The 24,733-nt window shown below is 66.0% G+C and carries 22 protein-coding genes; 6 read left to right on the top strand and 16 right to left on the bottom strand.

From position 1 onward, the window contains the following. Positions 1 to 25: 25 nt before the first annotated feature. From prfB to ftsY, 3 genes are all read right to left on the bottom strand, one after another. Positions 26 to 1,136, bottom strand: a protein-coding gene (gene prfB / locus CFB18_RS13190; RefSeq protein ID WP_143597621.1) for a peptide chain release factor 2 whose coding sequence is annotated in 2 segments (ribosomal slippage) — positions 26 to 1,066 and positions 1,068 to 1,136 — 1,110 coding nt in all. Because the reading frame shifts where the segments join, the coding sequence is not laid out codon by codon here. A 73-nt stretch (positions 1,137 to 1,209) separates the two neighbouring features. Continuing rightward, positions 1,210 to 2,085, bottom strand: coding sequence for a type VII toxin-antitoxin system HepT family RNase toxin (gene hepT, locus CFB18_RS13195; protein WP_088572268.1), 876 nt, complete (start codon positions 2,083 to 2,085; stop codon positions 1,210 to 1,212). Next, the gene (gene ftsY / locus CFB18_RS13200) at positions 2,063 to 2,992 is read right to left on the bottom strand and encodes a signal recognition particle-docking protein FtsY (RefSeq protein WP_088572269.1); all 930 of its coding nucleotides are present in this window, start codon (positions 2,990 to 2,992) and stop codon (positions 2,063 to 2,065) included. Before ftsY ends, hepT begins: the two co-directional genes overlap by 23 nt. Positions 2,993 to 3,189: 197 nt before the next feature. On the opposite strand from ftsY, the gene CFB18_RS13205 reads away from it, so the two are divergent. After that, on the top strand, positions 3,190 to 3,846 hold the full coding sequence (locus tag CFB18_RS13205; RefSeq protein WP_159461760.1) for a LysM peptidoglycan-binding domain-containing protein: 657 nt from the start codon (positions 3,190 to 3,192) through the stop codon (positions 3,844 to 3,846). 27 nt (positions 3,847 to 3,873) lie between these two features. On the opposite strand, the gene CFB18_RS13210 is transcribed toward CFB18_RS13205, so the two are convergent. The 13 genes from CFB18_RS13210 to CFB18_RS13270 form a co-directional block, all read right to left on the bottom strand. Then, on the bottom strand, positions 3,874 to 4,896 hold the full coding sequence (locus CFB18_RS13210; RefSeq protein ID WP_088572271.1) for an ABC transporter ATP-binding protein: 1,023 nt from the start codon (positions 4,894 to 4,896) through the stop codon (positions 3,874 to 3,876). A 52-nt stretch (positions 4,897 to 4,948) separates the two neighbouring features. Then, positions 4,949 to 5,956: an ABC transporter ATP-binding protein gene (locus tag CFB18_RS13215; RefSeq protein WP_088572294.1), complete on the bottom strand. Its 1,008-nt coding sequence runs from the start codon at positions 5,954 to 5,956 to the stop codon at positions 4,949 to 4,951. A gap of 103 nt (positions 5,957 to 6,059) precedes the next feature. Next, the gene (locus CFB18_RS13220; RefSeq protein WP_088572272.1) at positions 6,060 to 6,980 is read right to left on the bottom strand and encodes an ABC transporter permease; all 921 of its coding nucleotides are present in this window, start codon (positions 6,978 to 6,980) and stop codon (positions 6,060 to 6,062) included. 9 nt (positions 6,981 to 6,989) lie between these two features. Beyond that, complete coding sequence (locus CFB18_RS13225) at positions 6,990 to 8,108, bottom strand: ABC transporter permease (RefSeq protein WP_088572273.1); 1,119 nt, start codon at positions 8,106 to 8,108, stop codon at positions 6,990 to 6,992. Positions 8,109 to 8,308: 200 nt separating this feature from the next. Beyond that, entirely contained in the window at positions 8,309 to 9,157 is an 849-nt protein-coding gene (locus CFB18_RS13230) for an amino acid ABC transporter permease (protein ID WP_088572295.1), read from the bottom strand. 180 nt (positions 9,158 to 9,337) lie between these two features. Then, entirely contained in the window at positions 9,338 to 10,141 is an 804-nt protein-coding gene (locus CFB18_RS13235; protein ID WP_088572274.1) for a basic amino acid ABC transporter substrate-binding protein, read from the bottom strand. A 66-nt stretch (positions 10,142 to 10,207) separates the two neighbouring features. Continuing rightward, positions 10,208 to 10,921 carry an ABC transporter ATP-binding protein gene (locus CFB18_RS13240; protein WP_088572275.1) on the bottom strand — a complete coding sequence of 238 codons (714 nt, stop codon included), beginning with the start codon at positions 10,919 to 10,921 and terminating at the stop codon, positions 10,208 to 10,210. A 49-nt stretch (positions 10,922 to 10,970) separates the two neighbouring features. Further along, on the bottom strand, positions 10,971 to 11,759 hold the full coding sequence (locus CFB18_RS13245) for an ABC transporter ATP-binding protein (protein ID WP_088572276.1): 789 nt from the start codon (positions 11,757 to 11,759) through the stop codon (positions 10,971 to 10,973). A gap of 79 nt (positions 11,760 to 11,838) precedes the next feature. Then, positions 11,839 to 13,155 (bottom strand): branched-chain amino acid ABC transporter permease, encoded by a 1,317-nt coding sequence (locus CFB18_RS13250; RefSeq protein ID WP_407084017.1) that lies wholly within the window; start codon positions 13,153 to 13,155, stop codon positions 11,839 to 11,841. Between the two features lie 132 nt (positions 13,156 to 13,287). Further along, on the bottom strand, positions 13,288 to 14,286 hold the full coding sequence (locus tag CFB18_RS13255; RefSeq protein ID WP_407084018.1) for a branched-chain amino acid ABC transporter permease: 999 nt from the start codon (positions 14,284 to 14,286) through the stop codon (positions 13,288 to 13,290). 249 nt (positions 14,287 to 14,535) lie between these two features. Beyond that, positions 14,536 to 15,834, bottom strand: a complete 1,299-nt coding sequence (locus CFB18_RS13260; protein ID WP_088572279.1) for a branched-chain amino acid ABC transporter substrate-binding protein — start codon at positions 15,832 to 15,834, stop codon at positions 14,536 to 14,538. Between the two features lie 307 nt (positions 15,835 to 16,141). Continuing rightward, positions 16,142 to 16,675 (bottom strand): DnaJ family domain-containing protein, encoded by a 534-nt coding sequence (locus CFB18_RS13265; RefSeq protein WP_088572280.1) that lies wholly within the window; start codon positions 16,673 to 16,675, stop codon positions 16,142 to 16,144. Positions 16,676 to 16,705: 30 nt separating this feature from the next. After that, positions 16,706 to 17,728, bottom strand: a complete 1,023-nt coding sequence (locus CFB18_RS13270; protein WP_088572281.1) for an NAD(P)/FAD-dependent oxidoreductase — start codon at positions 17,726 to 17,728, stop codon at positions 16,706 to 16,708. A gap of 207 nt (positions 17,729 to 17,935) precedes the next feature. Here CFB18_RS13270 and CFB18_RS13275 point away from each other — a divergent pair, with 207 nt between their 5' ends. The 5 genes from CFB18_RS13275 to cofE all read left to right on the top strand — a co-directional run bounded on the left by CFB18_RS13275 (position 17,936) and on the right by cofE (position 24,731). Continuing rightward, a complete protein-coding gene (locus tag CFB18_RS13275) occupies positions 17,936 to 20,707 on the top strand; it encodes a glycoside hydrolase family 18 protein (protein WP_088572282.1) in 2,772 nt (923 codons plus the stop codon). Between the two features lie 118 nt (positions 20,708 to 20,825). Further along, on the top strand, positions 20,826 to 22,064 hold the full coding sequence (locus CFB18_RS13280; RefSeq protein WP_088572283.1) for a beta-galactosidase: 1,239 nt from the start codon (positions 20,826 to 20,828) through the stop codon (positions 22,062 to 22,064). A gap of 432 nt (positions 22,065 to 22,496) precedes the next feature. Further along, positions 22,497 to 23,009: a cobalamin adenosyltransferase family protein gene (locus CFB18_RS13285; RefSeq protein WP_159461761.1), complete on the top strand. Its 513-nt coding sequence runs from the start codon at positions 22,497 to 22,499 to the stop codon at positions 23,007 to 23,009. A gap of 253 nt (positions 23,010 to 23,262) precedes the next feature. Further along, the gene (npdG, locus tag CFB18_RS13290; RefSeq protein WP_088572296.1) at positions 23,263 to 23,949 is read left to right on the top strand and encodes an NADPH-dependent F420 reductase; all 687 of its coding nucleotides are present in this window, start codon (positions 23,263 to 23,265) and stop codon (positions 23,947 to 23,949) included. 23 nt (positions 23,950 to 23,972) lie between these two features. Next, the gene (cofE, locus tag CFB18_RS13295; RefSeq protein WP_200808224.1) at positions 23,973 to 24,731 is read left to right on the top strand and encodes a coenzyme F420-0:L-glutamate ligase; all 759 of its coding nucleotides are present in this window, start codon (positions 23,973 to 23,975) and stop codon (positions 24,729 to 24,731) included. Positions 24,732 to 24,733 lie beyond the last annotated feature (2 nt).

Genomic DNA, 24,733 nt, shown 5'->3' on the forward strand with positions numbered 1-24,733 from the left:
CCCGCCTGGCAGGCTGCTTCCCCCATCACGAGCGGGGAGCCGCGACAGCTTGGCGCAGATAGGCCTCCATGAAATCGTCCAGCTCCCCGTCCAGGACCCGCTCCACCTGGCTGGTCTCGTAGTCGGTGCGATGGTCCTTGACCAACTGATAGGGATGCAACACGTAGGAGCGGATCTGGTTGCCCCACTCGGCGCTGACGTGTTCGCCCTTGAGGGCGGCGATCTCCGCCCGGCGCTTCTGCTCCTCCAGCTCCGCCAGCCGGGCCTTCAGGATCTTGAGGGCGGTCTCTTTGTTCTGGGTCTGGCTGCGCTCGTTCTGGCAGGAGACCACGATCCCCGTCGGGATGTGCCGGATGCGGACGGCCGTCTCGTTCTTCTGCATATGCTGGCCGCCCGCCGTGGAGGCCCGGAAGGTCTCGATGATGATGTCCTCCGGCCGGATGACGATCTCCGGGCTCTCCCCGATGTCCGGCCAGACCTCGACCAGGGCGAAGGACGTGTGGCGGCGGCGGGCGGCGTCGAAGGGGGAGATGCGCACCAGGCGGTGCACCCCTTTCTCCGCCTTCAGGTAGCCGTAGGCGTAGGGGCCTTTCACCAGCACCGTGGCGCTCTTGATCCCCGCCTCCTCGCCGTCCACCTTGTCCAGTAACTCGGCCTCCCAGCCCCGGCGCTCCGCCCAACGCAGATACATGCGCAACAGCATCTCCGCCCAGTCCTGGGCGTCGGTGCCGCCAGCCCCCGCGTGGATGGCCAGGATGGCATCGTGGCGGTCGTAGGGGCCGGACATCCAGACCTCGAACTGGCGGCGGCGCACCGTCTCCTCCAGGGCTTCGATCTCGCGGGCCAGCTCAGCCATCAGCGCCTCATCGCCCTCGCCCTCCGCCAGCTCCAGCAGCTCCCGGACCTCCTGAGCCCGTTGGTGTAGATGGAGCCAGTTGCGGACCTCCTCCTTCAGGCGGCCTAATCGCCTCAGCACCTCCTGCGCCTGGGCCGGCTGTTCCCAAAAATCCGGCCGGGCGGCCTCCTCCTCCAAACGCTGGATCTCCGCCTGCTTCTCCGGGATGTCAAAGACGGTCCAGAAGATCTTCCAGGGTCAGCGTCAACCCTTCCAGTCGCTCTCGCAGCTCCGTCGACATCGTCTCCCTCCCTTTCTGTGGATCTCCACCCGGCCGCCTGGCAAGGGCGGCCTTCCCCTGCTTGCTGACAAGGTTAGGGGGCGGATTTCCCCTCGATGAAGCGCGCGATGGCCTGCATGAAGGCCTTCAGGTCCCGGATCGCCGGGAGAAGCAGCGCGCGAACCTGGGCGTGATCGATGTCCCAATACAGGTGGACCAGCCGGTTCCGCCACCGGGCCATCTGCGCCATGGCTTCCGCCAGCGCCTCCGGCAGGAAACCCGCCTGCCCCAGGACCCGAAAGACCTCCGCATCGCTCTGAGGGCGCCCCAATCCCATGTAGGCGACAATGTGATGCCCGATGTCCAGCGCCGCTTCGATGGCCAACTGGAGAAAGCGCTCCGCGCTGCCGTAGCGATACGGATCCCCGCAGAAGCCCGAGCGATCCAAGGCGGCCAGCGGCTCCAGCAGCGCGAGGAACTCTTCCAGCCGAGCCATGCGATCTATCAACAAATCTCGATCGATCACCGGGCTTTCCCCCTTCCAGCGCTTCAGGGAGGTCCGGTTCAGGAGCTCCCGAAAGGGGCCCTCGTCCAGATAGGCTCGCATCGCCCGGGCTTCCCAATCCGCGCAGCGGCCGGGGTCCCGGCAGAACAGGAGCTCCCGCTCCTTTAGAAGGGCGAACCGGCGGGCCGGCGGCAGCCTGTTCAGCAAGATCAGGTCGATCTCATGGCCCGGAAGGGCCTCCTCCAACCGGGCCTGGAGATGATCCAGGAGCTCCGGGAACCGCGCGGGGGGCACATCCGGATCCACCCAGAGGGCGATGTCCACGTCGCTCAGGGCATCCGCCCGGCCGGCGGCCCAGGAGCCAACCCAATAAGCCCCGATCACCTCCGGGATGTCCACCGCCCGGATCATGGCATCCCGGGAGGGTGCCGGGATCTCGATTTCAGGCAGGCGACCCCGTCGCATCCTCAAACAGCTCCTCTACAAAGGCGTCCGCATCGAAGGGCAGCAGATCCTCCAGCCCCTCTCCCACCCCCACAAACCGCACCGGCAGGCCCAGCTCTCGGGCAATGGCGAAGACCGCGCCCCCCTTCGCCGTGCCGTCCAGCTTGGTGAGGATCAGACCGGTGACGCCCACGGCTTGATGGAACTCCCGGGCCTGCGGGAGGGCGTTCTGCCCGGTGGTGGCATCCAGCACCAGCCAGACCTCGTGGGGTGCGCCCGGGACCGCTTTCGCGGCGACCCGGCGGACCTTCTGGAGCTCCTGCATCAGGTTGTATTTGGTGTGCAGCCGGCCGGCGGTGTCCGCCAGGACCAGGTCGTAGCCCCGGGCGCGGGCGGCCTGCAGGGCGTCGAAGAGCACCGCGCCGGGATCAGCGCCGGGCTGCCCCCCGATGCAGGGCACGCCGGCCCGATCCGCCCAGATCTCCAGCTGTTCTCCCGCCGCAGCCCGGAAGGTGTCTGCTGCTGCCAGCAGCACCCGTCGGCCCTGCTGCCGGAAGCGGTGGGCCAGCTTCGCCACGGTGGTGGTCTTCCCCGAGCCATTCACCCCGACCACCAGCACCACCTCCAGGGGATCCCGCCCCAGGTTCAACGGCGGGGGATCTTTGAGCAGGGCGCGCAGCTCCGCTTTCAACATCGCCCGCAGGTCCTCCGCCCGGGTGACCCCCTCCCGGCGGACCCGCTCTCGCAGGCGATCCAGGAGCTCTTGAGCGACCCGGACGCCCACATCGGCCTGGATGAGGGCCGCCTCCAGCTCCTCCCAGAGCGCCGGCGTGATCTCGGTCGCCCCCAACAGCTGCGCGATCCGTCCGAAGGCGGCCTGGCGGGTTCGCGCCAGGCCTTCCCGCAGGGCTTGCAGCATGCTCCGCATCGATGCGTCCGCTCCTCCTGCCTGTACGATCCTCCTTCTCGAATTATATCGAAGGCCCGCCGATCCATCTATGCGGTCTCCGAAGGCGAACGGCAATATAAAATGGGAATCCCTGATGATCTTCCGGATCACGATGGGGAACGCCCGGGATGAGCGCCATGCGACGAGGGATTTCACGTGATTCTTGGGCCCGATGGATGATCTGGAACCTCGTAGCAGCCTGCGGGGTGGGGATCCTGGCCCTGTGGGGGATCGAGCGGATCTGGCCGCTGCCGCCCCTGCCCACCCCTCTCCCCACGGCCACCCCGATCCCCACCGCGACGCCCCGCCCCCCGCTGATGTATACCGTCCAGCCTGGGGATACCCTGATCGGGATCGCGGCGCGCTATGGGGTGTCCCTGGAGAGCCTGTTGCGGGCCAACGGCCTGAGCCCGGAGGCGGTCATCTATCCGGGGCAGGTGCTGCGGATCCCGGGGGAGCTCCCGGCGGCGCCGCCCCCCATCCCTTCTCCGACTCCGCTGCCATCCCCAGCGTCGGCCGCTGATGGGATCCGCCTGCGGGTTCTGGAGATCCGCGGGGTCGGGGATGTGGAGCAGGAGACCCTCGTGCTGGCGAACGAGGGAGCGACCCTCAGCCTGGCTGGCTGGCGGCTGCGGGATACGGATGGGAACCTCTTCGTCTTCCCGGCCCTCACCCTATGGACCGGCAGCCGGGTGGCGGTGCACACCCGCGCCGGGGAGAACACGGCCACGGATCTTTACTGGGGACGCGACGGGGCGGTGTGGCAACCCAGCGAACGAGGCGTTCTGGAGGACCCGGAGGGGACCGTGGTGCTGGAGTTCCGGGTCCCATAACCTCGCCCTCGGGATCGACAGCCGAGCTTACATCACCCGCCAGCACGCCACCCAGTGCTCCTGCTGCGGCGTTCCCACGTTGATCAAGGGCGGCTCCTCCCGGGCGCAGTGCGCCATCGCGACCGGGCAACGGGGATGGAAGCGGCATCCGGCGGGCGGGTTGAGCGGGCTGGGGACATCCCCCTTCAGCAGGATGCGCTCCCGCTTGAGGGTGGGATCTGGAATAGGAACGGCGGAGAGCAAAGCTTGCGTGTAAGGATGGAGCGGATTGCGATACAGCTCCTCCCGAGAGGTCAGCTCCACGATCTTCCCCAGATACATCACTGCGACGCGATCGCTGACGTGCTCAATGACGCTCAGGTTGTGGGCGATGAACAGATAGGTGAGATGGAACTCCTCCTGGAGCTCTTTCAGGAGGTTAATGATCTGGGCCTGGATGGAGACGTCCAGGGCGGAGATCGGCTCATCGCAGACGATGAACTTGGGGCGCAGGGCCAGAGCCCGGGCGATGACGATGCGCTGGCGTTGGCCTCCTGAGAACTCGTGAGGATAGCGGCGGGCGTGGTAATCCTCTAGGCCCACCTTGCGGAGGAGATCGATCACCATCTCCATGCGCTCTTTCGGTGTTCCGATCCCGTGGACGGCGAGCCCCTCGGCGATGCTCGCCCCCACCGGCATACGGGGATCCAGGGAGGAGTAAGGATCTTGGAAGATGATCTGCATGTCCCGTCGCAGGGCTTTCAGTTCGGATTTGGTGAGAGCGAAGATGTTCCTTCCCTCGAAATAGACTTCCCCGGCCGTGGGCTCGATCAGACGGAGGATCGTGCGTCCGACGGTGGTTTTCCCGCAACCGGATTCCCCGACCAGCCCCAGGGTTTCGCCGCGGCGGATGTTGAAGCTCACCCCATCCACGGCTTTCACCCAGGCCACTACGCGTTGCAGCAATCCCCGACGCACCGGGAAATATTTCTTAAGATCCCGAACCACCACCAGATCCTGATCCGCCGAGATTGTCGTGCGAGGCTGAACTTGCGTCTGCGCGATGGTCATCCGTCATCCTCCCTGTTCCGGAGATCCTTTTCGAACGTGCCGGCCGGGGGTGCTATCCGTAAAGCCAGCAACGGACCTGATGTCCGGGCTCCGTATGAAAGAGCGGGGGGATCTGCTCCAGGCAGACGTTCCCGAGCTGGGCCTGGTTCTCCACGCGGGCGCGGCAACGGGGCGCGAAACGGCAGCCCGGCGGGAGATCGATCAGGTTGGGCACCGTCCCGGGGATGGTGTCCAGGCGGGGTTTCACCACCCCCATCACCGGGATGGATCCCAGGAGCCCCCGGGTATAGGGATGCTGCGGGTTGGAGAAGATGGTGTGCACATCGGCTTCCTCGATGATCTGGCCCGCATACATCACCGCGACCCGATCGCACATCTCCGCCACGATGCCCATATCGTGCGTGATGAGGATGATGGCGGTGTGCATGCGGCGCTGGAGCTCCCGCATCAGATCCAGGATCTGGGCCTGGATGGTCACATCCAGAGCGGTGGTGGGCTCGTCGGCGATCAGCAGCTCCGGGCCCAGGGCCAGGGCCATGGCGATCATCACCCGCTGGGCCATGCCCCCGGAGAGCTCGTGAGGATAGGAGTGGGCGCGTCGCTCCGGATCCGGGATGCCCACCATCTGCAGGAGCTCAATGGCGCGGCGCCAGCCCTCCGCCCGGCTCAATCCCTCGTGGACCTGAAAAACCTCCGCGATCTGGTCACCGATTTTAAAGACCGGGTTCAGACAGCTCACCGGCTGCTGGAAAATCATGGAGATCCGGCTGCCTCGCAGGCGGACCATCTCTGACTCGGGCAGCTTCAATAGGTCCATCCCATCAAAAAGCACCTCCCCGCCCAGGATGCGCCCGGGCGGGGTGATCAAACGCATGATCGAGAGGGAGGTCACGCTTTTCCCGCATCCAGATTCCCCGACCAGTCCCAGGATCTCCCCCCGCCGCACGTGGAAGCTCACCCCGTCCACCGCCTTCACCACGCCTTCTTCCGTGAAGAAATAGGTGCGCAGATCCCGAACCTCGAGCAACACCTCGCGGCTGTCACGGGAAACCAAAGCCATCTCCTCCTTCAGAGGATATCCTCCCCTCAACCGATCGCGAGCAGACATCCGGCCTTCCTCCCCGCAAGATCCTTATGCAGCCCTCCTATGAACCTCGACGAGCCTAACGCTTCAGACGCGGATCCAGGGCGTCCCGCAGGCCATCACCTACGAAGTTGAACGAAAGGGAGGTCAGGAAAATACAGAACCCGGGGACGATGGCCTTGAAGGGCTGGGTCCACATATCCGCCTGGGCGTTGTTGAGCATGTTGCCCCAGGTGGGCACCGGAGGCTGCACCCCAAAGCCCAGGAAGCTCAGGGCGGCCTCCAGGATGATCACGGTGCCCAGGCTGAGGGTGGCGCTGACGATGATGGGGGCCATGGCGTTGGGGATCATATGGCGCACCACAATCTGCAGGTCGGACATCCCGAGGGCGCGCGCGGCCTCCGTGAACATCTGCTCCCGCAGCGAGAGCACCACCCCTCGCACCAGACGCGCGGACCCCATCCAGCCGAAGACGCTGAGGACGATGATGATGATCACCACGCTGCTCCACTCCCGACTCAAGCCCGGGATGGTGATGTCGCTAAGGAGAGCGGAGACGGTCAGCAGGAGCGGGAGCAGCGGAAGGGTGAGCATGAAATCCACGATCCGCTGGATGAGGTTGTCAACCCAGCCCCCGAAATACCCGGAGATCGCCCCGATGAGGGCACCGGTGGTCTGGCTGATCAACGTGACCACAAATGCCACCGTCAGGGAGATACGGGCCGCGTGCATCAGCCGGGAAAGGACATCGCGGCCCAGCTCATCCGTCCCCAGCCAGTGGGCGGGGGACGGCCCCGCGTTCTTCAGGTTCAGGTTCTGCGCGTAGGGATCGTAAGGGGCGATCCACGGCGCCAACGCCGCGATGAGGATGAAACCCATCAGGATCGCGGCTCCGAAAAGGGCGACCCGGTGACGCCGGAACCGACGCCACACGATCTGGAGGTAACTTTCCTCCCGAACCGTCAGAAGGGCTTCCGCCCGCAGCTCTGCCGTCGCCATCTGTCCCCCTCACTCCAGCCGGATCCGCGGATCAACGATCGTATACAGGATGTCCGCCAACAGGTTGGCGAACACCACCAGCAGCGAGGTGATGAAGAGCAACGCCATCACCACCGGCCAGTCGTCCGCCTGAAGGGCGTCGTAATAGAGCCGCCCCATGCCCTTATAGTTGAATATCGTCTCCGTGATCACCGCCCCGCTGAAAATACCCGGGATCTCCAAAGTCAGGATGGTCACGATGGGGATGAGGGCGTTGCGCAACGCATGCTTCATGATCACCACCCGCTCGATCAACCCCTTCGCCCGAGCCGTGCGCACATAATCCTGACGGAGCACCTCCAGCATGGAAGAGCGGGTGTAGCGGCTCCAGCCGGCCATGTAGAGGAGGCTCAGGACCAGGGTGGGCAGGATCAGGTGCACGGCCCGATCCAGGGGGGAGCCGGGGGTCGCGCCCAGCACGTGGAGAAGACTCCCCGGCGGAGGCGGACGCAGGCTGAAGGTGTTCCCCGTGGGGAGATACGGCAGGCCCAGGACCTGATACCAGGGGGAGCGCGGGCCGCTGAAGAGGAAGATCATCATCAATCCGAACCAGAACACCGGCATCGCGGTCCCGAAGAAGGCGAAGGTCGTCGCCGCATAATCCAAGAGGGAATATTGCCGCACCGCTGAGTAAATGCCGATGGGGATGGCCACCAGAAGGGAGAGCAGCGTCGCGGAGGTCATCAGGAGGAGGGTGTTGGGAAGACGGAACCAGATCAGATCGATCACCCTCTGCCCTGCGGCCAGCCGCCAGGAGTCGCCGAAGTCGAAGCGGATCACCCCCCGGGTGCACTCTGTTGGGATCTGCCGGCAGCTGGTTCGCTGAAGATGGGAAAGCCCTACGTCATCCAGCCAGTCCTCCCCCAGAAGCCAGACGATATATCGCCAGTGCAACGGTCGGTGTAATCCCAGGAACTCCTCGATCCTCCGGATCTCCTCCGGGCTCAGACGGCTTTTCCGATCCGCTCCCAGATTGATCCCGCTCAACGGCCCTCCCGGGGCCAAGTTCATGATCGCGTAGATCGCCATCGATGAAAGGAGAATGACGATCATCATTTGGAACAGACGACGGATCAAATAGTTGACCATCGCCATCTCCCCTCGCCCAGCTTGGTGAAAACCGCACAACGCCCACCGACCCCATAGGCTGCACCTGAAGCCGGATCACCCTTGTTCTTCCGGGCTGCGAGGCCGAATCGAACAGCCCCTGTTATTGTAACAAGCCATGTTTTTCTAACACAAGTTTACAAGTGGCTCCCTGCTCGATCGGACGACGAGGAGCTCCCGGATCAGCGGGGGACCGCGGTCCGTCGCTCCAGAAGGCGAACGAGCATAGAGAGCAGCAGGGTCATCGCCAGGTAGAGCAGGGCCACCGTGTTGTATACCTCGAAATACCGGAAGGTCCCCGCCGCCCGCTGGCGTCCCACATACATCAGCTCCGGCACGGCGATCACGGAGGCCAGGGCCGTGTCTTTCAGCATGGCGATGAAGTCGTTGCCCAGGGGAGGTAACACGTTCCGGATCGCCTGGGGGAGGATGACCAGGCGCATGGCCTGCCAGTAGGTCATCCCCAGGCTGCGGGCCGCCTCCATCTGGCCCCGGGGGATGGACTCGATGCCCGCCCGATACACCTCCGCCAGGTAGGCCCCGTAGCCGATGGCCAGGCCGGTCACCGCCCGGCCCATCTCGCTGCGGATCAGGCGGCCGAGCTCAGCCAGCGGGGCCAGCCCCCACGCTTGGCCGGCCTGGATCAGGGCATCCCCCATCGGTGGGGCGGCCACAAAGGCTACATAAAACAGCACCACCAGGAGCGGAACCCCGCGGATGAACTCCACGTAGAGCGTGGACAGGTTATAGAACACCACGTTCCGGGAGACCCGGCCCAGGCCGGCGATCAGCCCGAGGATCAGGGCGATGGCATAGGCGATCACCGTCAGCTGAAGGGTGACCGGGATGCCCCGGACCAGGAAGCGGACCGTCGCCTGATAATCCGGGGAGTTCAGGATCGCCACCCCGGTCCACAACCCGAACGTCCCCAGCATCACCGCCCACCAGGGCCACGTCCGCCAGTCCAGGCCGGATCGCCGCGGCGGCCGCGGGGAGGGAAGCGGAGCCTGTCGTTCGATGGAAACCGCCATCGCCGTCACTCCTTCCACCATCCGGGATGCCGGAGTTCATCCTCACCCATCTCGCAACGATTCCGCGCGATACCAATGGAGAGCCTTCGATGGGCACTGCCGATCTCTGAAAAAGGATGGGCCGCGAGAAGTTCCCGCGACCCATCCGAACGAAAGCTTCCATCTTCTTCGAAGATCATCCTACTGGCCCGGCTTGTATTCCTTGAACCACTTTTGATACAGCCGGTCCAGCGTGCCGTTCTCCTTCAGGACCTTCAGGGCGGCGTTGAAGGGAGCGACCAGATCGCTGCCCTTGGGGAAGCAGAGCCCGAGGTCCTCGCTGGTGAAGGGCTCCCCGGCGATCTTCAGCTTGCCCGGGTTCTGGGCCATGAAGCCATCGGCCGCCGGGCTGTCGATCACCACCGCGTCCACATCCTTGGCCAGGAGCGCCCGCACCGCCAGGTCGAAGGTGTCGTAGCGCTTGAGCTGCTTGGCCTCGTCGGCCACCAGAGTCTTGGCCGTCTCCTCGTTGGTGGTCCCGATCTGGACCCCCACGATCTTATCCTTGAGGTCGTCCTTGCTCTTGATCCGCTCCTCATCGGCCCGGACCAGCACCACCTGGCCGTAACGGAGGTAGGAATCGGAGAAGTCGAACTTCTGCTTGCGCTCCTCGGTGATAGTGATGCCGGAGGCGGCCAGGTCGAACTGCTTCTGCTCCAGGCCGGCGAAGATCCCCTCCCAGGCGGTGGAGATGATCTTCGGCTTGCAGTTGAGCAGCTTGCAGATCTCGTTGACCAGATCGACGTCGAAGCCCACGATCTCGTTGGTCTTGGGGTCGACGAACTCAAAAGGCGGGTAAGTGGTGTCGCTAGCGATCTTCAGCTCCCGCCCCCCCAGGTCGGGCAATTGCCCTCCGGCCCCGGGGGCCGGGGTCGGCGTGGCGGCTGGCTGACACGCAACCGCCAGCAACGCAGCGATCAGGATCCCCCACAGCAGGCGCCTCATGGTCTCCTCCTTCAGGATTTGGGCTTTCCGGGCAGCCGCCGCGGAAGCTGGGGCGAGGATCCGACCTCAGTGCATCCCCAGGTAAGCAGCCTGGACCAGTGGGTTCTCCGCCAGCTCCCGGGCCGTCCCCTCCAGGACGATCCGTCCGGTCTCCAGCACATAGCCACGGTGGGCCACCTGCAGGGCCATGTGGGCATTCTGCTCCACCAAGAGGATCGTTGTGCCCTGCCAGTTCAGTTGCCGGATGACCTCGAAGATGCTCTCCACCAGCACCGGCGCCAAGCCCATAGAGGGCTCATCCAGGAGCAGGATGCGGGGGCTCATCATCAGCGCCCGGGCGATAGCCAGCATCTGCTGCTCACCCCCAGAGAGGGTCCCCCCTTTTTGATGAAGCCGCTCCTTCAGACGGGGAAAGATGCTGAACACGAACTCCATCCGCCGGGCGATTTCCTGGCGGTCCTTCACCGTGTAGGCGCCCATCTCCAGGTTCTCCCACACCGTGAGCTGGGGGAAGATCCGCCGCCCCTCGGGGACGTGGCCGACGCCCCGGGCGACGATCTCGTGGGGAGGTAGATGGGTGATGTCCTCCCCGTTGAGGAGCACCTGGCCGTGACGCGCCCGGACCAGGCCGGAGATGGTGCGCAGCGTGGTGCTTTTTCCGGCGCCGTTGGCTCCGATAAGGGTGACGATCTCCCCCGGCTCCACCTTAAACGAAATGCCCTTGAGGGCATGGATATGTCCATAATAGGTATGGACATCCCTCAGCTCCAGAACGGCCATCGCTCCGCTCCCGAACCACCCGAGTTTTTCCTCCGAAGGCCCTCCCCTTTCATCCGGCGACCGCTCCCATCGCCACACCCCGCCCCAGGTAGGCCTCGATCACCCGCGGGTTCCGGCGGACCTCCTCCGGGGCTCCCTCGGCGATCTTCTCCCCGTAGTCCAGGACGGTAACCCGTTCGGAGATCCCCATCACCACCCGCATCTGGTGCTCGATCAGGATGACCGTGATGCCCAGCTCATCCCGGAGGCGCCGGATCAGGCGCGTGGTCTCCGCCGTCTCCTGGGGGTTCATCCCGGCCGTCGGCTCATCCAGGAGGATCAGCTTGGGACGGGCGGCCAGGGCTCGGGCCAGCTCCACTTTGCGCTGCTCCCCATACGGCAGGTTCTTGGCCAGCTCATCGGGGGAGGCCCGAAGCCCGACGAACCGGATCAGCCGCAACGCTTCCTCCCGCAGCTGCCGCTCCTCCTCCCGAAAGCGAGGCGTCTGAAAGAGGATATCCACAGGGTTCGCCCGGAAACGCGTGTGCATCCCGACCAGGATGTTCTCCATCACCGTCATGTTGCCGAAGAGACGGATGTTCTGGAAGGTCCGGGCGATGCCCCTTGCGGTGATCTGATCCGGCCGGAGCCCCACGAGGGAGCGGCCTTCGAAGAGGATCTCCCCTTCATCCGGCTTGTAGATCCCGGTGATGAGGTTGAAGAGCGTCGTCTTCCCGGCCCCGTTGGGCCCGATGATGCTGACGATGCGACCGGGCTCCAGGGTGAAATCGACCCGGTTCACGGCCACCAGGCCCCCGAAGCGCTTGGTGACTTTCTTCAATTCCAGCAGGTAGGCCATCCGGATGCCTCCCGGAACTCGTGTTCCATCACCGTGAGCCGTTCCGACACCGCCCTTCCCGGCCCCGTTTGGCCGGAGGTCAATCCCGTGCGGGCTTGACCTCCGGCGCGGGCACCACCGGCGGGAGCTCCTCCTCCACAGGCAGGCGCTCCAGCTCCTCCTCCCGTCCCATGGCTTCGGCCAGCTCCAGTCGATGGCGCCGCTCGGGGATCAAGCCCTGGGGGCGCAGGATCATCATCAGGATGAGCAGGATCCCGAAGACCAGGCGCTCATACTTGGCCGGCTCCAGCTGGGTCGGCCACTGGCTGAGGGGGAAATTGATCAGCGGGATCACCACCCCAGCCTGGCGCAGCTTGTTCAGCATCAACGAGAGGCCCTTCAGGATCTGGAGGTTGAGGATGGTCACCACCGTGGCCCCCACAATGGCGCCGGGGATGCTCCCCATGCCGCCCACGATCACCATCACCAGCACCCCGATGGATTCCATAAACGTGAAACTCTCGGGGTTGATGAAATACTGCTTAGCGGCGAAGATCATCCCCATGGCGCCGGCGAAGGAAGCCCCGGTGGCGAAAGCGGCCAGCTTCATCCGCACGAGAGGGATCCCCATGGCCTGGGCGGCCAGCTCATCCTCCCGGATCGCCGTCCACGCCCGCCCCACCCAGGAGTTCTCCAGACGCCGGGCCATCCAGATCGCAAACCCGATCACCAGCAGGACCAGGAAGTAGAAATAAAGCGCATAAAGGGTGGGGTCCTCCAGGCGGATCCCCAGGGCGTGCAACCACGGCTTGAAGAACAGGGGCGGCCGTTGCACCGGGCGGATCCCCTGCGGGCCGTTGGTCAGGTTGATCGGCTTGTCCAGGTTGTTCACGATGACGCGGATCACCTCGCCGAAGGCGAGCGTGACGATGGCGAGGTAGTCTCCTCGCAGCCGCAGCACCGGCAGTCCCAGGAGGATCCCGGTGAGGGCCGCCACCCCCACCGCCAGGAAGAGGAAGAGGAAGAACCATTCCGGCTCCAGGGGAAAGCGGTTGGTCCCGAAGGCGATGTTGGCCTGCGGGGAGCCGAAGATGGCCCACAGATACGCGCCAACAGCATAAAAGGCCACATACCCCAGGTCCAGCAGCCCGGCGAAGCCCACCACGATGTTCAGCCCCAGGGCCATCGCCGCGAAGATCCCCACCTGGGTGGCGACCTCCAGCAGGAACGTGTTCCGGATCCCCAGAAGAGGGAGGAGGACCAGCAGGATGGCCAAACCCAGGAAGGCCCTCAGCGCTCCGGACAGGGGAGCGTAGTAGATCACCAGTAAGGAGCCCAGGAAGGCCGCGAAGGCCAGGGCGGAGACCAGAGGAAACCAGACCGCATCCCGCAGCCCCGGCTGGCTCAACCAGTTCATCAACAGAATGGCGGCGACGATGTAGCCCAGCACTCCAACGAGATAGATCGAACGCCCGTTTCGGATCTGGGCGATCCACTCCACGGCCTTGGTGCGGATCATCCTGCACCTCTTCGCCTCAGGAATGCCTCGCTACGCCTTCTGACCCACTTGCTCGCCGAGCAGGCCCGTCGGGCGGAACATCAGGATCAGGATCAGGATCAGGAAGGCGAAGATGTCCTTATATTCCGCCCCGAAGGCCCCGCCGGTAAACTGAGAGAGATAGGCCCCTGCGAAGCCCTCCAGGACCCCCAGGACGATCCCGCCGAGCATGGCCCCGGTGATGTTGCCGATGCCGCCCAGGACCGCCGCGGTGAAGGCCTTGATCCCCGGGATGAAGCCCACGTAGGGGTCGATGCGGCCCACCCGGATCCCATACAGCACGCCGGTGGCCCCGCCCAAGGCACCACCGATCAGGAAGGTCAGCATGATAATCCGATCGACGTCCACCCCCATCAGCGCCGCCGTGGGTCGATCTTGGGCCACCGCCCGGATCGCCCGGCCCAGCCGGGTCGCGTTCACCACGAAGTTCAAACCGGTGAGCATCAATAAAGAGGCGATGATAATAAAGACCACCTTCGCCTGGATCTGCATCTGGACCGGCTGGCCGGCCACCGTGAAGGCGGCGATGGGGATCTGCTGATTCAGGACGGGGAAGGAGGGATAATTTCGATAGAAAGCGTTGTTCAAGAGGCCCTCAAGGGCCCGGACGGCGTCCTGGAGGAAGAACGAGACCCCGATCGCGGAGATCAGGGGCACCAGGCGAGGCGCCCCCCGCAGCGGCCGGTAGGCGATCCGCTCGATGGCCACCGCCAGCAGCCCGCTGCCGACCATCCCGGCGGCCACCGCCAGCAGGATCCCGGCCATGATCAGCATCAAGGGGGCCGTGGAGGGGATGGCCAGGGCGAGCATGAGCTCCACGCCGATGAACGCCCCGACCATGAAGATCTCACTGTGAGCGAAGTTGATGAACTGCAGCACCCCGTAGACCATCGTGTAGCCCAGGGCGATCATCGCGTAAAGGAAGCCGATGACCAGGCCGTCGATGGCCACCTGGGGCAATGTGCGGACGACAAACTGGAGAAGCGTCATCCCCCCGGTCACCGGGCGGTTGAAGAGGGCGGCGAGGAGGAGGATGATCGAGCCGATCACCAGAAGGCTGATCGCCACAAAGACGAAGAGCTGGATCAGCGGGACTACCAGGGCCTGATAAAGAAGGGATTCCGAGAGCTTCCCGCGCATTCCTCACAGATCCGCCATGGGATTTTGCTCCGCCCACCCCCTAACCGGGTGGGGAGGAAGGAGGCCCCTCCCCACCCGGCTCGGTTCCGCTTCGGCTTTTCACTGCACGCCGCACTTCGCCTTCAGCTCCGGCGTGAAGGGCGGCGGCGCCAGCTCCAGGGTCTTCACCAGCTCGTTCTTGCCCCAGTCCTCCGGATTGCCGGAGACCACCTTGATCACGAAGTATTTCGCCTTGACCGGGTCGCCCCGCTCGTCGAAGGTGATCACACCGGTGATCCCCTGGAAATCCTTGGTCGCCCGCACCTTCTCCGCCACCGCCTTGCGGCTCGGCTTCTGCCCACCGGCCTCCTGAATGGCCGCCTCGATGGCCTTCAGCACGATCGCCGTAGCATCGTAGGCCTGGGCCGAGAAGGGCTCGGGATCCTTGCCGAACTTCGCCTTGTAGTCCTCGATGAACTTCTTGGCCCCCTCGTAGACCGTCGGAGGCGCGGCCACGCTCGTGTAATACATCCCCACCACCGCTTCTCCGGCGATCTTCGCCAGCTCCGAGGAGTCCATCCCGTCCGGCCCCAGGAAAATGGCCTTCACGCCCTTCTCCCGGGCCTGCTTGAAGAAGACCCCCGCCTGATCGTAGATGCCGCCGAAGTAGATCAGCTCGGGGTTCACCGCCTGGATGGCTGTGATCAGCGGATCGAAGTTCGCCTTCTCCTCCGTCCCCTCGAAGCCCAGGACCTGGCCGCCCAGCTCCTCAAAGCGCTTCTTGAAGAACTCGGCCACGCCCTGGCCATAGGTCGTCTTGTCGTGGATCACGAAGGCGGTCTTGACCTTGAGCTCGTTGAAGGCGAACTCTGCACCCACCGCCCCCTGCACGTCGTCGCGGCCGCAGACCCGGTTCACCACCAGATACCCGCGGTCGGTGATGCAGGGGTTGGTGTTGGCCGGGGAGACCATGACCAGGTCGTAATCTTTATAGGTCTCCGAGGAGGGGATGGCCACGCCGGAGTTGAGGTGCCCGATCACCGCCAGGATGTCGGGGTCGTTGACCAGCTGCTTGGCGTTGGCCACGCCCACGTCGGGCTTGGCCTGGTCGTCGAAGGGCACCAGCTCCACCTTGAAGCCCAGGGCCTCAATGGGGCCTTTGAGCTGCTCGATGGCCAGCTGGGCCCCGTTCTTGATCCCCTCCCCCAGGGCCGCCTGGCCGCCCGAGAGCGGGCTCTGGGTGGCGATCTTGATGGTGCCCTTCACCGCTGGCGTCGGCGTCGCCGCCGGAGCAGCGGGTGTCGGGCTCGCCGCCGGAGCGACAGGGGCCTGGGTTGGGGTGGGCGTCGCCGCGGGAGCGCAGGCGGCGAGCAGCAGGCTGAACACCGTCAGCGCCATCAGGATCCTGGAAAACTTCATGGCCTCCTCCTTTTAGCGGGATTCACGGAAGGGAAAACTTTACAGGCAGAAAACACCCGGGACGACCGGGCTCCGCCCGACCGGAAAAAGGAGGATCCATCGCGGTCTCGCGCCGCCGCTGGCACCTCCTTTCCGCAAAGGACGGCTTGTTTGCAATTTTAGAAGCCCCCGTGCGATCTGTCAAGGCCACCCCGGACCCCCCTCGTTCTCCTACCCATCCGCAAAGTGGAACCTCCAAGTATCTTTTTGAGGCACAAAAGTTTGAGAAAACTCACAAGATCGCCCGAAGGAATGATCATCGTAGGGATCACCGAGTGGAGGGCGCTGTCGAGGAGGGGGATGGCTCCTCTAAGGCTTGGATCTCCTCCTCCGGGATGCCCAGGGCGCGCAGCTCCTCCTGCAGGTCAAATTTAAACCGCTGGAGCCAGTAGATAGGGACCTTCAGGTTGTAAAGAAAGATTTGCTCGTTGAGCTCGGCGATGCGTCGGGCGAAGGCCCGCAGGGCCCGTTCCCACTCCGCCTCAATCCACTCCCGCTCCCGTCGGCTCCGCGGGTCGGATTTCCCCGCCAGGGCCTGCAGGGCCTCCTGACGCCACTGGAGGGTCCGCCGCAGATCCTGCCGGGCCTGTTCGATCCCCCGCCGGATGGCCAAATCCGCCTCGATCCACTCCGGCCGGGCATCGTTCTGCCGGAGAAGATGATAGGCGATGGCAAGCCCAGGCTCCAGGTAGGGGTTCTCCTCCAGCTGCAGCGGCCGCCCCTTGCCCGGGAGGTGATCGAACTCCCCCCGGCGCATCGCCTCCAGGATCTTCTGCTCCACCCACTCGCCCCAGTTCACCATCACGGGCCTCGCCGGTTGAGCTGCTTCCTTTCACCGGAGCCGCATTTCACTGGAGTGCCCGGGGAACACCTTGGCCTGCGGGTTAATGTAGGTGGCTGCGTAGTTCACCGCCGTGGCCGCCTGGGCGAAGCCGATCACGATGAGGTTCAGCGGCTCCACCCCTTCCGGCGCCGTGATGTCCCCCGCGGCGTAGACGCCGGGCAGGTTGGTCTCCATGCGGGCGTTCACTTTGATGTAGCGGCTCCCCACCGTCTCCAGCCCCCAGCCCTTGATCGGCCCCAGGTCCGCCTTGAACCCCAGGCTCATGATCACCGCGTCCACCGGGATCACCGTCTCCTCCCCGGTGCGGTTATCAAAGATCACCGCCTCCCGGATCCAGCCGTCCGGCCCGGGATGGAGGGCTTTCAACTCATGGAAGAGCCGGACCTCCACGCCGGAGCGCATAAGCTCGGCCACGCTGCCCGGGTGAGCACGGAACTGGTCACGGCGATGGATCAGGGTGATGTGGGCGGCGAAGTCCTTGAGGTTGAGGGCCCAGTCCACCGCTGTGTCGCCACCTCCCACGATCAGCAGCCGCTTGTTGCGGAAGGGCCGGCGCTCGGTCACCACGTAATATAGCCCCCGCCCCTCATACTGGTCGATCTCGGGCTTGCCGATCCGATTGGGCTGGAAGGCCCCGATGCCCGCGGCGATCAGCACCGTCCGGGCCCGATGGATGCCCCGATCGGTCTCCACGGCCCAGAGGGCATCCTCCCGTCGCAACCCCACGGCGCGCTCCCCCAGGCAGAAGATGGGATTGAACATGGAAGCCTGTTCCACCAGCAAGCGCACCAGATCCTTGGCCAGGATCTTGGGATGGCCCGGCACATCATAGATGAATTTTTCGGGATACAGCACGGCCAGCTGGCCCCCGGGCTGGGGCAGGGCGTCGATGACCTTGACGCTGAGGCCGCGAAGCCCGGCGTAGAAAGCCCCGAACAGACCGGTCGGCCCCGCGCCGATGATGACCAAATCCACCGGGCCCGCGTCTTCACGCACTGGAGCCTCCGACATCTCCGCCTCCTTCGGTCCGGATGTTTCGTCGCCTCCCATTATAATTTGGGAGAAAGGAGAAATCCCTTCCCGAAGCAGCGTCCCGCCGAGGCCCAGGCGAAGCCCTCCATCCACCCTGCCCGGGGCCCGGCAGGAGCCCCACGCCCCGGGTATAATCGAGGTATCTTAAGCCGGGGAGTCCCGGCGATCTCAGGGAGGTCCGTTCCGATGGCGATCGCACGTCCCAGAACGCGCGTCCCCCTGTGGGGATGGATCGTCGGGCTGGTCGGCCTGGCCCTGCTGGCCCTAGCCGGCGTCGGCCTGGCGGCCCGCTCCGCCGGCGCGGCTTGCCAAACGGCCACCGCCGCTCAGCCCCTCCAGCTGCCTACCTTCCGGATGGCCCCGGTCGATCCATCGCAGACCCTCCGGGCCGCCGTCCAGCCTTTCGCGGAGCCGGATCACGCGCTCCGGGAGGCCCTGACCCGCCTGCCTCCGACGCTGAAACCCACAGGCCCCTATTACGCGGTGCGTTTCTGCGGCGAGCCCCCGCTTCCCCTTCGGGTCACCGTTTACATCCCGGAGGGAGTGGAGCCCTGGACGACGGCCGACGTATGGGGCTGGACCGGGGCGGAGTGGCTCTGGATCGGGGGCGAGCTGGAGGAGGCCTACGGCCTTCTGACCGGGGAGGCTCCCCGCCCGCCGCGCTATGTGATCGTCACCACCGCTCAGGTCCCGGTGCCGGCCTTCGGCGCCCTTCAGGAACCCGGGGTCTCCCCGGATCCCCGGGCGCTGGAGGTAGTGAGCGAGGTGAGCGTGGCGGGGATGACCCTGGGGCTGGGCGGCCGGCTGATGGGAGACGTCCAGGCCCTCCCGCCGCCAGACCCCCAGGGGCGCTTCGTCACCTGGCTGCTGGTCCGGAACTACCTTCCCGGCGGCGCGCCGAACGCCGCAGCCCTCTCCGCCCTGCTCGCCAGCCCCGCGGTCTATCAAGCCCATGCCCAAGAGATCGCCGGCGTGGTCCGGTCCCGTAATTACAACGGCGTCCTGATGGATTACCGGGGGCTCACTGCGGACCAGCAAGCGGCGTTCCTGGATTTCCTCGCCCATCTCCGAGAGGCCCTGCATGAACAGGGGAAGATCCTCGCGGTGATGGCTCCGCTCCCGCTGCCGGGGGAGAACGGCCGCTTCCACACCGGTGGTTACGACTGGAACCGGCTGGGCCGCCTGGCGGACGTCCTCTATGTGGAGGCCCCGGATGATCCCCACGCGTTCGTCCCCGGCGGGCTGGTGGAGCAGGGTCTGCGCTGGCTGATCGGCCGGGTGAACCGCTACCAGCTGCAGCTGGTAGGGCCCAGCCGGGGGATCGACCTGGGGCCTTCCGGGGCCCGATCCGTGGCTTTCGAGGAGGCCCTCGCCCATCTCGCCCGTCTGGAGAACACCGGTCCGCTGACCGTCACCCCGGGGATCACCCTCACCCTGGAGCCCGGGGCCACCGCCCGGGAGCTGGAGTTCCTGGCCGAAGCCGGGGTCTATCGCTACCTCTATGTGGACCCGGAGGGCCAGCCGCACACCGTCTGGATGCCCACCATCGGCCTGCTGGACCGCCAGCTGGCCCTGGTCCGGACTTATCGGCTGCGCGGGCTGACGTTGCGGGGCCTGCTGGAGGGCGGGACAGCGCCCGGGACGGTGGAGGCGATGCAGGCCTACCGCCAGCGCGGGGAGGTGCCGCCTCCGCCGACCCTGGAGTGGGTGTGGCGGATCACCGGGCCGGATGGTCGGATTGTGGCGGAGATCCCGCGCCCTCTGGCTGACGGTCAGGCGCAATGGGCAGCGCCGGAATCCGCCGAGGGACCCTTCCATATCGCCTTGCTCCTGCGCACGAACGTCGGGGAGCAACCGCAGGGGGAGACCACGGGTGTCCTGGCCCGCGCCACCCCGACGCCCTCCCCGACGCCGACGCGCACCCCCGGGCCCACACGCACGCCTGGCCCCACGCCCACGCCGGGCCCCAGCCCGACACCGCGCCCCACGGCCACTCCGCGCCCGCGGCCCATCGGCGGAGGCTTTGAGCTGGGCGGCCACGTGGACAGCTTCGCCCGGCCGGATCTGATGCGCTACGCCGGCATGACCTGGGTCAAGCGGCAGGTCCGCTGGTCCCCGGGCCAGGATCCCTCCAGCGTCGCCGGGCTGATCCAGCAGGCCCACGCCTACGGCTTCAAGATCCTCCTGGGCATCGTGGGCCATCCCCAGGAGATGGGCGCGCCCAACCCCGGCTACTTCGACGCCTTCGCCCAGTTCCTGGGCGGAGTCGCCGCCCTGGGGGCGGACGGAATCGAGGTATGGAACGAGCAGAACATCGATCGGGAGTGGCCCACCGGCCATATCGATCCGGTCAGCTACACGGACATGTTGCGGCGGGCTTACAACGCCATCAAGAGCCGCAACCCCGGCACCCTGGTGATCAGCGGGGCGCCGGCTCCCACCGGTGCGGAAGGGGCCTTCGGCTCCCATCGGGTCTGGAACGACGATCGCTACGTGGCCGGGATGGCGGCGGCCGGCGCGGCGAGCTACGCCGATTGCATCGGCATCCACTACAACGAGGGGATCGTCCCGCCAGACTGGACCAGCGGGGATCCGCGGGACAACTACTACACCCGCTACTTCTGGGGCATGGTGAACACCTACTGGAACGCCTTCGGGGGCGCCCGCAAGCTGTGCTTCACCGAGCTGGGCTACCTCTCCGACGACGGCTATCCGCCGCTGGAGGCCGTGGCCCCGTCCTTCGCCTGGGCGAAGGACGTGACGGTCCAGCAGCAGGCGGAGTGGCTGGCCCGCGCCGCGCAGCTCTCGGCCCAGAGCGGCAAGGTGCGCCTGATGATCATCTGGAACGTGGACTTCAGGAACTACGGGGCGGATCCCATGGCCGGCTACGCCATCATCCGGCCGGATGGCTCCTGCCCGGCCTGCGAGACACTCCATCGGGTGATGGGGAGCCGGTAGGGCTGCTCATGGGGAAGGCCTCCCCGGTGCGGACGTGCATCCTTTGGATCGCGTGAGCCCGGCTCGACCTGGGCCGGGCTCACGAATTCCATCCTGGCTGAGGAGGTTCGAGACACCCTTGCGCGCTTCCACCCGTCGCAGGATCATCGGCCTTGCGGCCTTTCTGGTGGCCCTGGAGATGAGCATTCTAGGCTTCGCTCTCTGGAAGTCCTCCACCCCCCAAGGAGAGAGGGCCTCTCTTCCGTCCCCCTCCCCCTCTCCCACGAGCCCGAGTCCGGTCACGCCTTCGCCGCCCGCGCGCTCCCCCTTCCACATCGGCGTGCAGGTGCACGGCTACGTGGGGGATCCACGGGACACCCTGCGCGTGGTCCGTCAGGTGGGCTTCCCGTGGGTCAAGCAGCAGGTCCTCTGGTCGATGCACGAGCCGGAGCCCGGGCGTTACGATTGGGGCATCCTGGAGGGCTTCCTCATCGTGGCGGAGCGGGACGGGTTGAAGGTGGTCCTCAGCGTGGTGACCGCTCCGGAGTGGAGCCGACAGGAGGGTGGCATCCACGGTCCGCCGGATCGCCCGGAGGACCTGGCCCGCTTCCTGCAGACGCTCATCCGACGCCATCGAGGCCGGATCCACGCCATCGAGGTCTGGAACGAGCAGAACCTGCGTCGGGAGTGGCAGACCTCGCGGGGCCTGCGCCCGGAGGACTACGTGCGGCTGTTGCGGGTCGCCTACACAGCGGTCAAGGCGGAGGATCCCCGGATCCTGGTGATCAGTGGGGCCCTCTCGCCCACCGGGATCGACGATGGGGTCAACGCGGTCGACGATTTCCGCTACCTGAAGGGGATGGTGGACGCGGGTTTCCTGCCTTACGCAGACTGCGTGGGCGTTCACCACAACGGCTACAACATCGGGCCGGACGTCTGGGCGGAGGAAGCGCCTTCCCTGCCGGAGGCCCGCACCGCCCGCTTCCGGGGACCCTTCGACAACCCTCACCATAGCTGGAGCTTCAAGTCCACTCTGTGGGGGTATCGGGAGATCATCGGCAGCATGAAGCCGCTGTGCGTGACGGAGTTCGGATGGGCCTCCGCGGAGGAATATGGGGTTGTCCCCCCAGGCTTCGAGTTCGCCCTGGACAACTCCCTGGAGGAGCAGGCTCACTGGATCGTGGAGGCTTATGAGCACATGCGGGAATGGGGTTTCATCGAGATGGCGATCCTGTGGAACCTGGACTTCGCCCCCAAGGGGTTCGGGCCGGAGAAGGACGATAACGTCCTCTACAGCATCGTGGACACCCGGGGAGTCCCCCGCCCGGCCTTCAGCGCCCTGCAGGCCTACCTGGCAGCCCTCCGGCCCGAGCCGTGACGCCATCCTGAGAAGCCGTTTCAATCCCCCAAACCCCATCTTTGTAGGAGCGGCTTCAGCCGCCAACCTGCGGGATCGAAGAAGACGGGGTCGCGGGTGGAAGATCCCCCTTCGGAAATGATCACCGTTGCCATCCGGGACGTCCGTTCGGGACTAAAGCCTCTTTTACCGACCTGGAGGAACGGCTTCAGCCGCGACTCTGCAGGGTCGAGGAGACAGAAGTTCGGGGCGGAAGCTCCTCCTCCTCGCGCGTCCATTCAAGGGCAACCCTCCCATTCTCCCCAATCCTTCCCACAGGCGGATCAACGTTCCATCCCATTTTTTGTCCATTTGGGTTGGGAGTGTTAATATGCTCCCAGAGCCTGATGGTTCAAGATGATCCCTGGGGTTAGGATACAAGAGACCCCCTTATCTGAAAGGAGCATCCTCATCATGTCCGAGCAACAGTGGGACGAAATCCCCTCGGATCTGAACCCCCATCTCCCGATGGGAGCCCCTTCCGGCGGATCGACCTCCTCCGTGGATCCTTTGATTGAGCTGAACGCCTGGTTGGGCTTCGCTCGGGCCTGCGCCCATAGCGCTCGGGTCCAGGCCATCCTCCTCACCCTTCAAACCGATCTGCGCCTCCTGCTCGCCCATCGGAAGGACCCCGAGCGTTTCCCAGCCCTTTCAGAGGAGCGAGTCCATTGGCTGGAGGAGACCCGCGAGCAGATGGAGCAGGCGCTCCCTCCCGGATTTCAATCCCCGGAGCTCCCCGGTGAGACGGTGAGCGGTTCGATCCTGGACCTGGCCTCCGCCGTCGCCGGGCGGGCGCGGGACCATCAGAGGGTCGAGGGGATGGATGAAACGAAGACGGCCGCTCAGGGTTACCTGGACCGGCTTCCCGGGATGCTGTCGGCCCTGGCGCGGTATGAGGAGTTCCTCGCCGGCGCACCCCCCGCCTGAAGGCCTCTCGCACGCGCCGGAGCCCGGAAGCCGGTTCGCGAGCGACCGCATCGGCGAGCAGGGCGCCTCTCCGCTTCGGACGCCGCAGGGATCCGCCGTCTCGAACCTGTGAAGACAGGGCTCTGTTTCCGCGAGGGAAAACCTTCCCCTTCCATCGCTTTCGCCCTCCTGTTTCTTCAAAGCCGGAGCCGGCACGGACCCTTCCCCGAGTAAAATGGATCCCTGGATCCATGCCTTCAAGGAGGAAGCGCCGATGGAACCCCGTCCTCGCATCGCTGTTCTGGGCGGGACCGGCAAGGAGGGCTCGGGGCTCGCCCTCCGCTGGGCCCGCGCGGGCTTCCCGGTGGCCATCGGCTCCCGGGATCCCGAGCGGGCGCGTCAGGCGGTCGAGCGCCTGCGCGCCCATGTCCCTGACGCCGAGCTCTTCGGCCTCCCCAACGCCGAGGCCGCGGCGTGGGGAGAAGTAGTGGTCCTGGCCGTCCCTTACGCTGGGCACGCCGCCCTCCTGCAATCTCTTCGGGAAACCCTGCAAGGCAAGTTGGTTGTCGATGTGGTGGTCCCCCTCGACCCAGACAACCCCCGGCGCTACTTGCCCCCTCCGGACGGCTCGGCGACGGCGGAGGCCCAGCGCATCCTGGGTCCGGGCACGCCGGTGGTCGGCGCCTTCCACAACATTTCTCATCTGCATCTGCACGACCTGGAGGACACCCCGGATTGCGATGTGCTGGTGGTTGGGGAGGACCGGGCCGCGAAGGCCCGGGTGATCCAGCTGGCGGAGGCCATCGGGTTCGCAGCCTACGACGCCGGCCCCCTGCACAACGCGCCCATCGTGGAGGGCCTCACCGCCCTGCTCATCGGCCTGAACATCCGCTACAAAACCCGGGGAGCCGGGATCCGGATCACCGGCATCCCCCGCCGGGCGGGTAAGCAAGTCCCCTGAACTGCCGGAGGAGCGCGCAGACCGTGAAACCGATCACCCTCTTCCCTCTGGAAGGCATCCCCCTGGTCCGGCCCGGGGATGATCTGGTCGCCCTGCTGGCTGAAGCCCTGGCGCGACGGGGCGGACCCCGAACCGGGGATGTTCTGGTGGTGGCGCAGAAGATCGTGTCCAAGGCGGAGGGCCGCTTCGTCCGCCTCTCGGAGGTGACCCCTTCCCCCCGGGCGCTGGAGCTGGCGCAGATCACCGGCAAGGACCCGCGGCTGATCGAGGTCATCCTCTGGGACACCGCGGAGGTGCTGCGGGTGCGCCCCGGCCTGATCATCGTGGAGCACCGGCTGGGCTTCGTCTGCGCCAACGCCGGCGTGGATCGTTCCAACGTGGCTCCCGAGGGGGAGGAGATCGTGCTCCGCCTCCCGGAGGATCCGGATCGATCCGCCCGGCAGATCCGGGAAGGGCTGGCGCGGCGGTTTGGGGTGGAGGTCGGCGTGGTGATCGCCGACAGCCACGGACGGGCCCACCGCAAAGGCGTGATCGGCGTGGCCATCGGGGTGAGCGGCCTGCCGGCCCTGGAGGACTGGCGGGGCCGTCGGGACCTGTTCGGGTATGTGCTGCAGCACACGGAGGTGGCCCTGGGGGACTTGGTGGCCTCGGCGGCCACGCTGCTCCTGGGCCAGGCCGCCGAGGGCATCCCCGCCGTGCTGATCCGCGGGCTTTCCTTCCTCCCGCGGGAAAGCACCGCGCGGGAGCTGGTCCGGGCGCGCGCTTACGACCTGTTCCGCTGACC

It is taken from the genome of Thermoflexus hugenholtzii JAD2 (assembly GCF_900187885.1).
GTDB classification, from domain to species: Bacteria; Chloroflexota; Anaerolineae; order Thermoflexales; family Thermoflexaceae; genus Thermoflexus; species Thermoflexus hugenholtzii.

What these genes read in the sequence shown, in the direction of transcription:
- hepT (WP_088572268.1), bottom strand. Translation starts at nt 2,085, where the DNA reads ATGCGACGGGGTCGCCTGCCTGAAATCGAGATCCCGGCACCCTCCCGG.
- ftsY (WP_088572269.1), bottom strand. Translation starts at nt 2,992, where the DNA reads ATGCGGAGCATGCTGCAAGCCCTGCGGGAAGGCCTGGCGCGAACCCGC.
- CFB18_RS13205 (WP_159461760.1), top strand. Translation starts at nt 3,190, where the DNA reads ATGATCTGGAACCTCGTAGCAGCCTGCGGGGTGGGGATCCTGGCCCTG.
- CFB18_RS13210 (WP_088572271.1), bottom strand. Translation starts at nt 4,896, where the DNA reads ATGACCATCGCGCAGACGCAAGTTCAGCCTCGCACGACAATCTCGGCG.
- CFB18_RS13215 (WP_088572294.1), bottom strand. Translation starts at nt 5,956, where the DNA reads ATGGCTTTGGTTTCCCGTGACAGCCGCGAGGTGTTGCTCGAGGTTCGG.
- CFB18_RS13220 (WP_088572272.1), bottom strand. Translation starts at nt 6,980, where the DNA reads ATGGCGACGGCAGAGCTGCGGGCGGAAGCCCTTCTGACGGTTCGGGAG.
- CFB18_RS13225 (WP_088572273.1), bottom strand. Translation starts at nt 8,108, where the DNA reads ATGGTCAACTATTTGATCCGTCGTCTGTTCCAAATGATGATCGTCATT.
- CFB18_RS13230 (WP_088572295.1), bottom strand. Translation starts at nt 9,157, where the DNA reads ATGGCGGTTTCCATCGAACGACAGGCTCCGCTTCCCTCCCCGCGGCCG.
- CFB18_RS13235 (WP_088572274.1), bottom strand. Translation starts at nt 10,141, where the DNA reads ATGAGGCGCCTGCTGTGGGGGATCCTGATCGCTGCGTTGCTGGCGGTT.
- CFB18_RS13240 (WP_088572275.1), bottom strand. Translation starts at nt 10,921, where the DNA reads ATGGCCGTTCTGGAGCTGAGGGATGTCCATACCTATTATGGACATATC.
- CFB18_RS13245 (WP_088572276.1), bottom strand. Translation starts at nt 11,759, where the DNA reads ATGGCCTACCTGCTGGAATTGAAGAAAGTCACCAAGCGCTTCGGGGGC.
- CFB18_RS13250 (WP_407084017.1), bottom strand. Translation starts at nt 13,155, where the DNA reads ATGAACTGGTTGAGCCAGCCGGGGCTGCGGGATGCGGTCTGGTTTCCT.
- CFB18_RS13255 (WP_407084018.1), bottom strand. Translation starts at nt 14,286, where the DNA reads ATGACGCTTCTCCAGTTTGTCGTCCGCACATTGCCCCAGGTGGCCATC.
- CFB18_RS13260 (WP_088572279.1), bottom strand. Translation starts at nt 15,834, where the DNA reads ATGAAGTTTTCCAGGATCCTGATGGCGCTGACGGTGTTCAGCCTGCTG.
- CFB18_RS13265 (WP_088572280.1), bottom strand. Translation starts at nt 16,675, where the DNA reads ATGGTGAACTGGGGCGAGTGGGTGGAGCAGAAGATCCTGGAGGCGATG.
- CFB18_RS13270 (WP_088572281.1), bottom strand. Translation starts at nt 17,728, where the DNA reads ATGTCGGAGGCTCCAGTGCGTGAAGACGCGGGCCCGGTGGATTTGGTC.
- CFB18_RS13275 (WP_088572282.1), top strand. Translation starts at nt 17,936, where the DNA reads ATGGCGATCGCACGTCCCAGAACGCGCGTCCCCCTGTGGGGATGGATC.
- CFB18_RS13285 (WP_159461761.1), top strand. Translation starts at nt 22,497, where the DNA reads ATGTCCGAGCAACAGTGGGACGAAATCCCCTCGGATCTGAACCCCCAT.
- npdG (WP_088572296.1), top strand. Translation starts at nt 23,263, where the DNA reads ATGGAACCCCGTCCTCGCATCGCTGTTCTGGGCGGGACCGGCAAGGAG.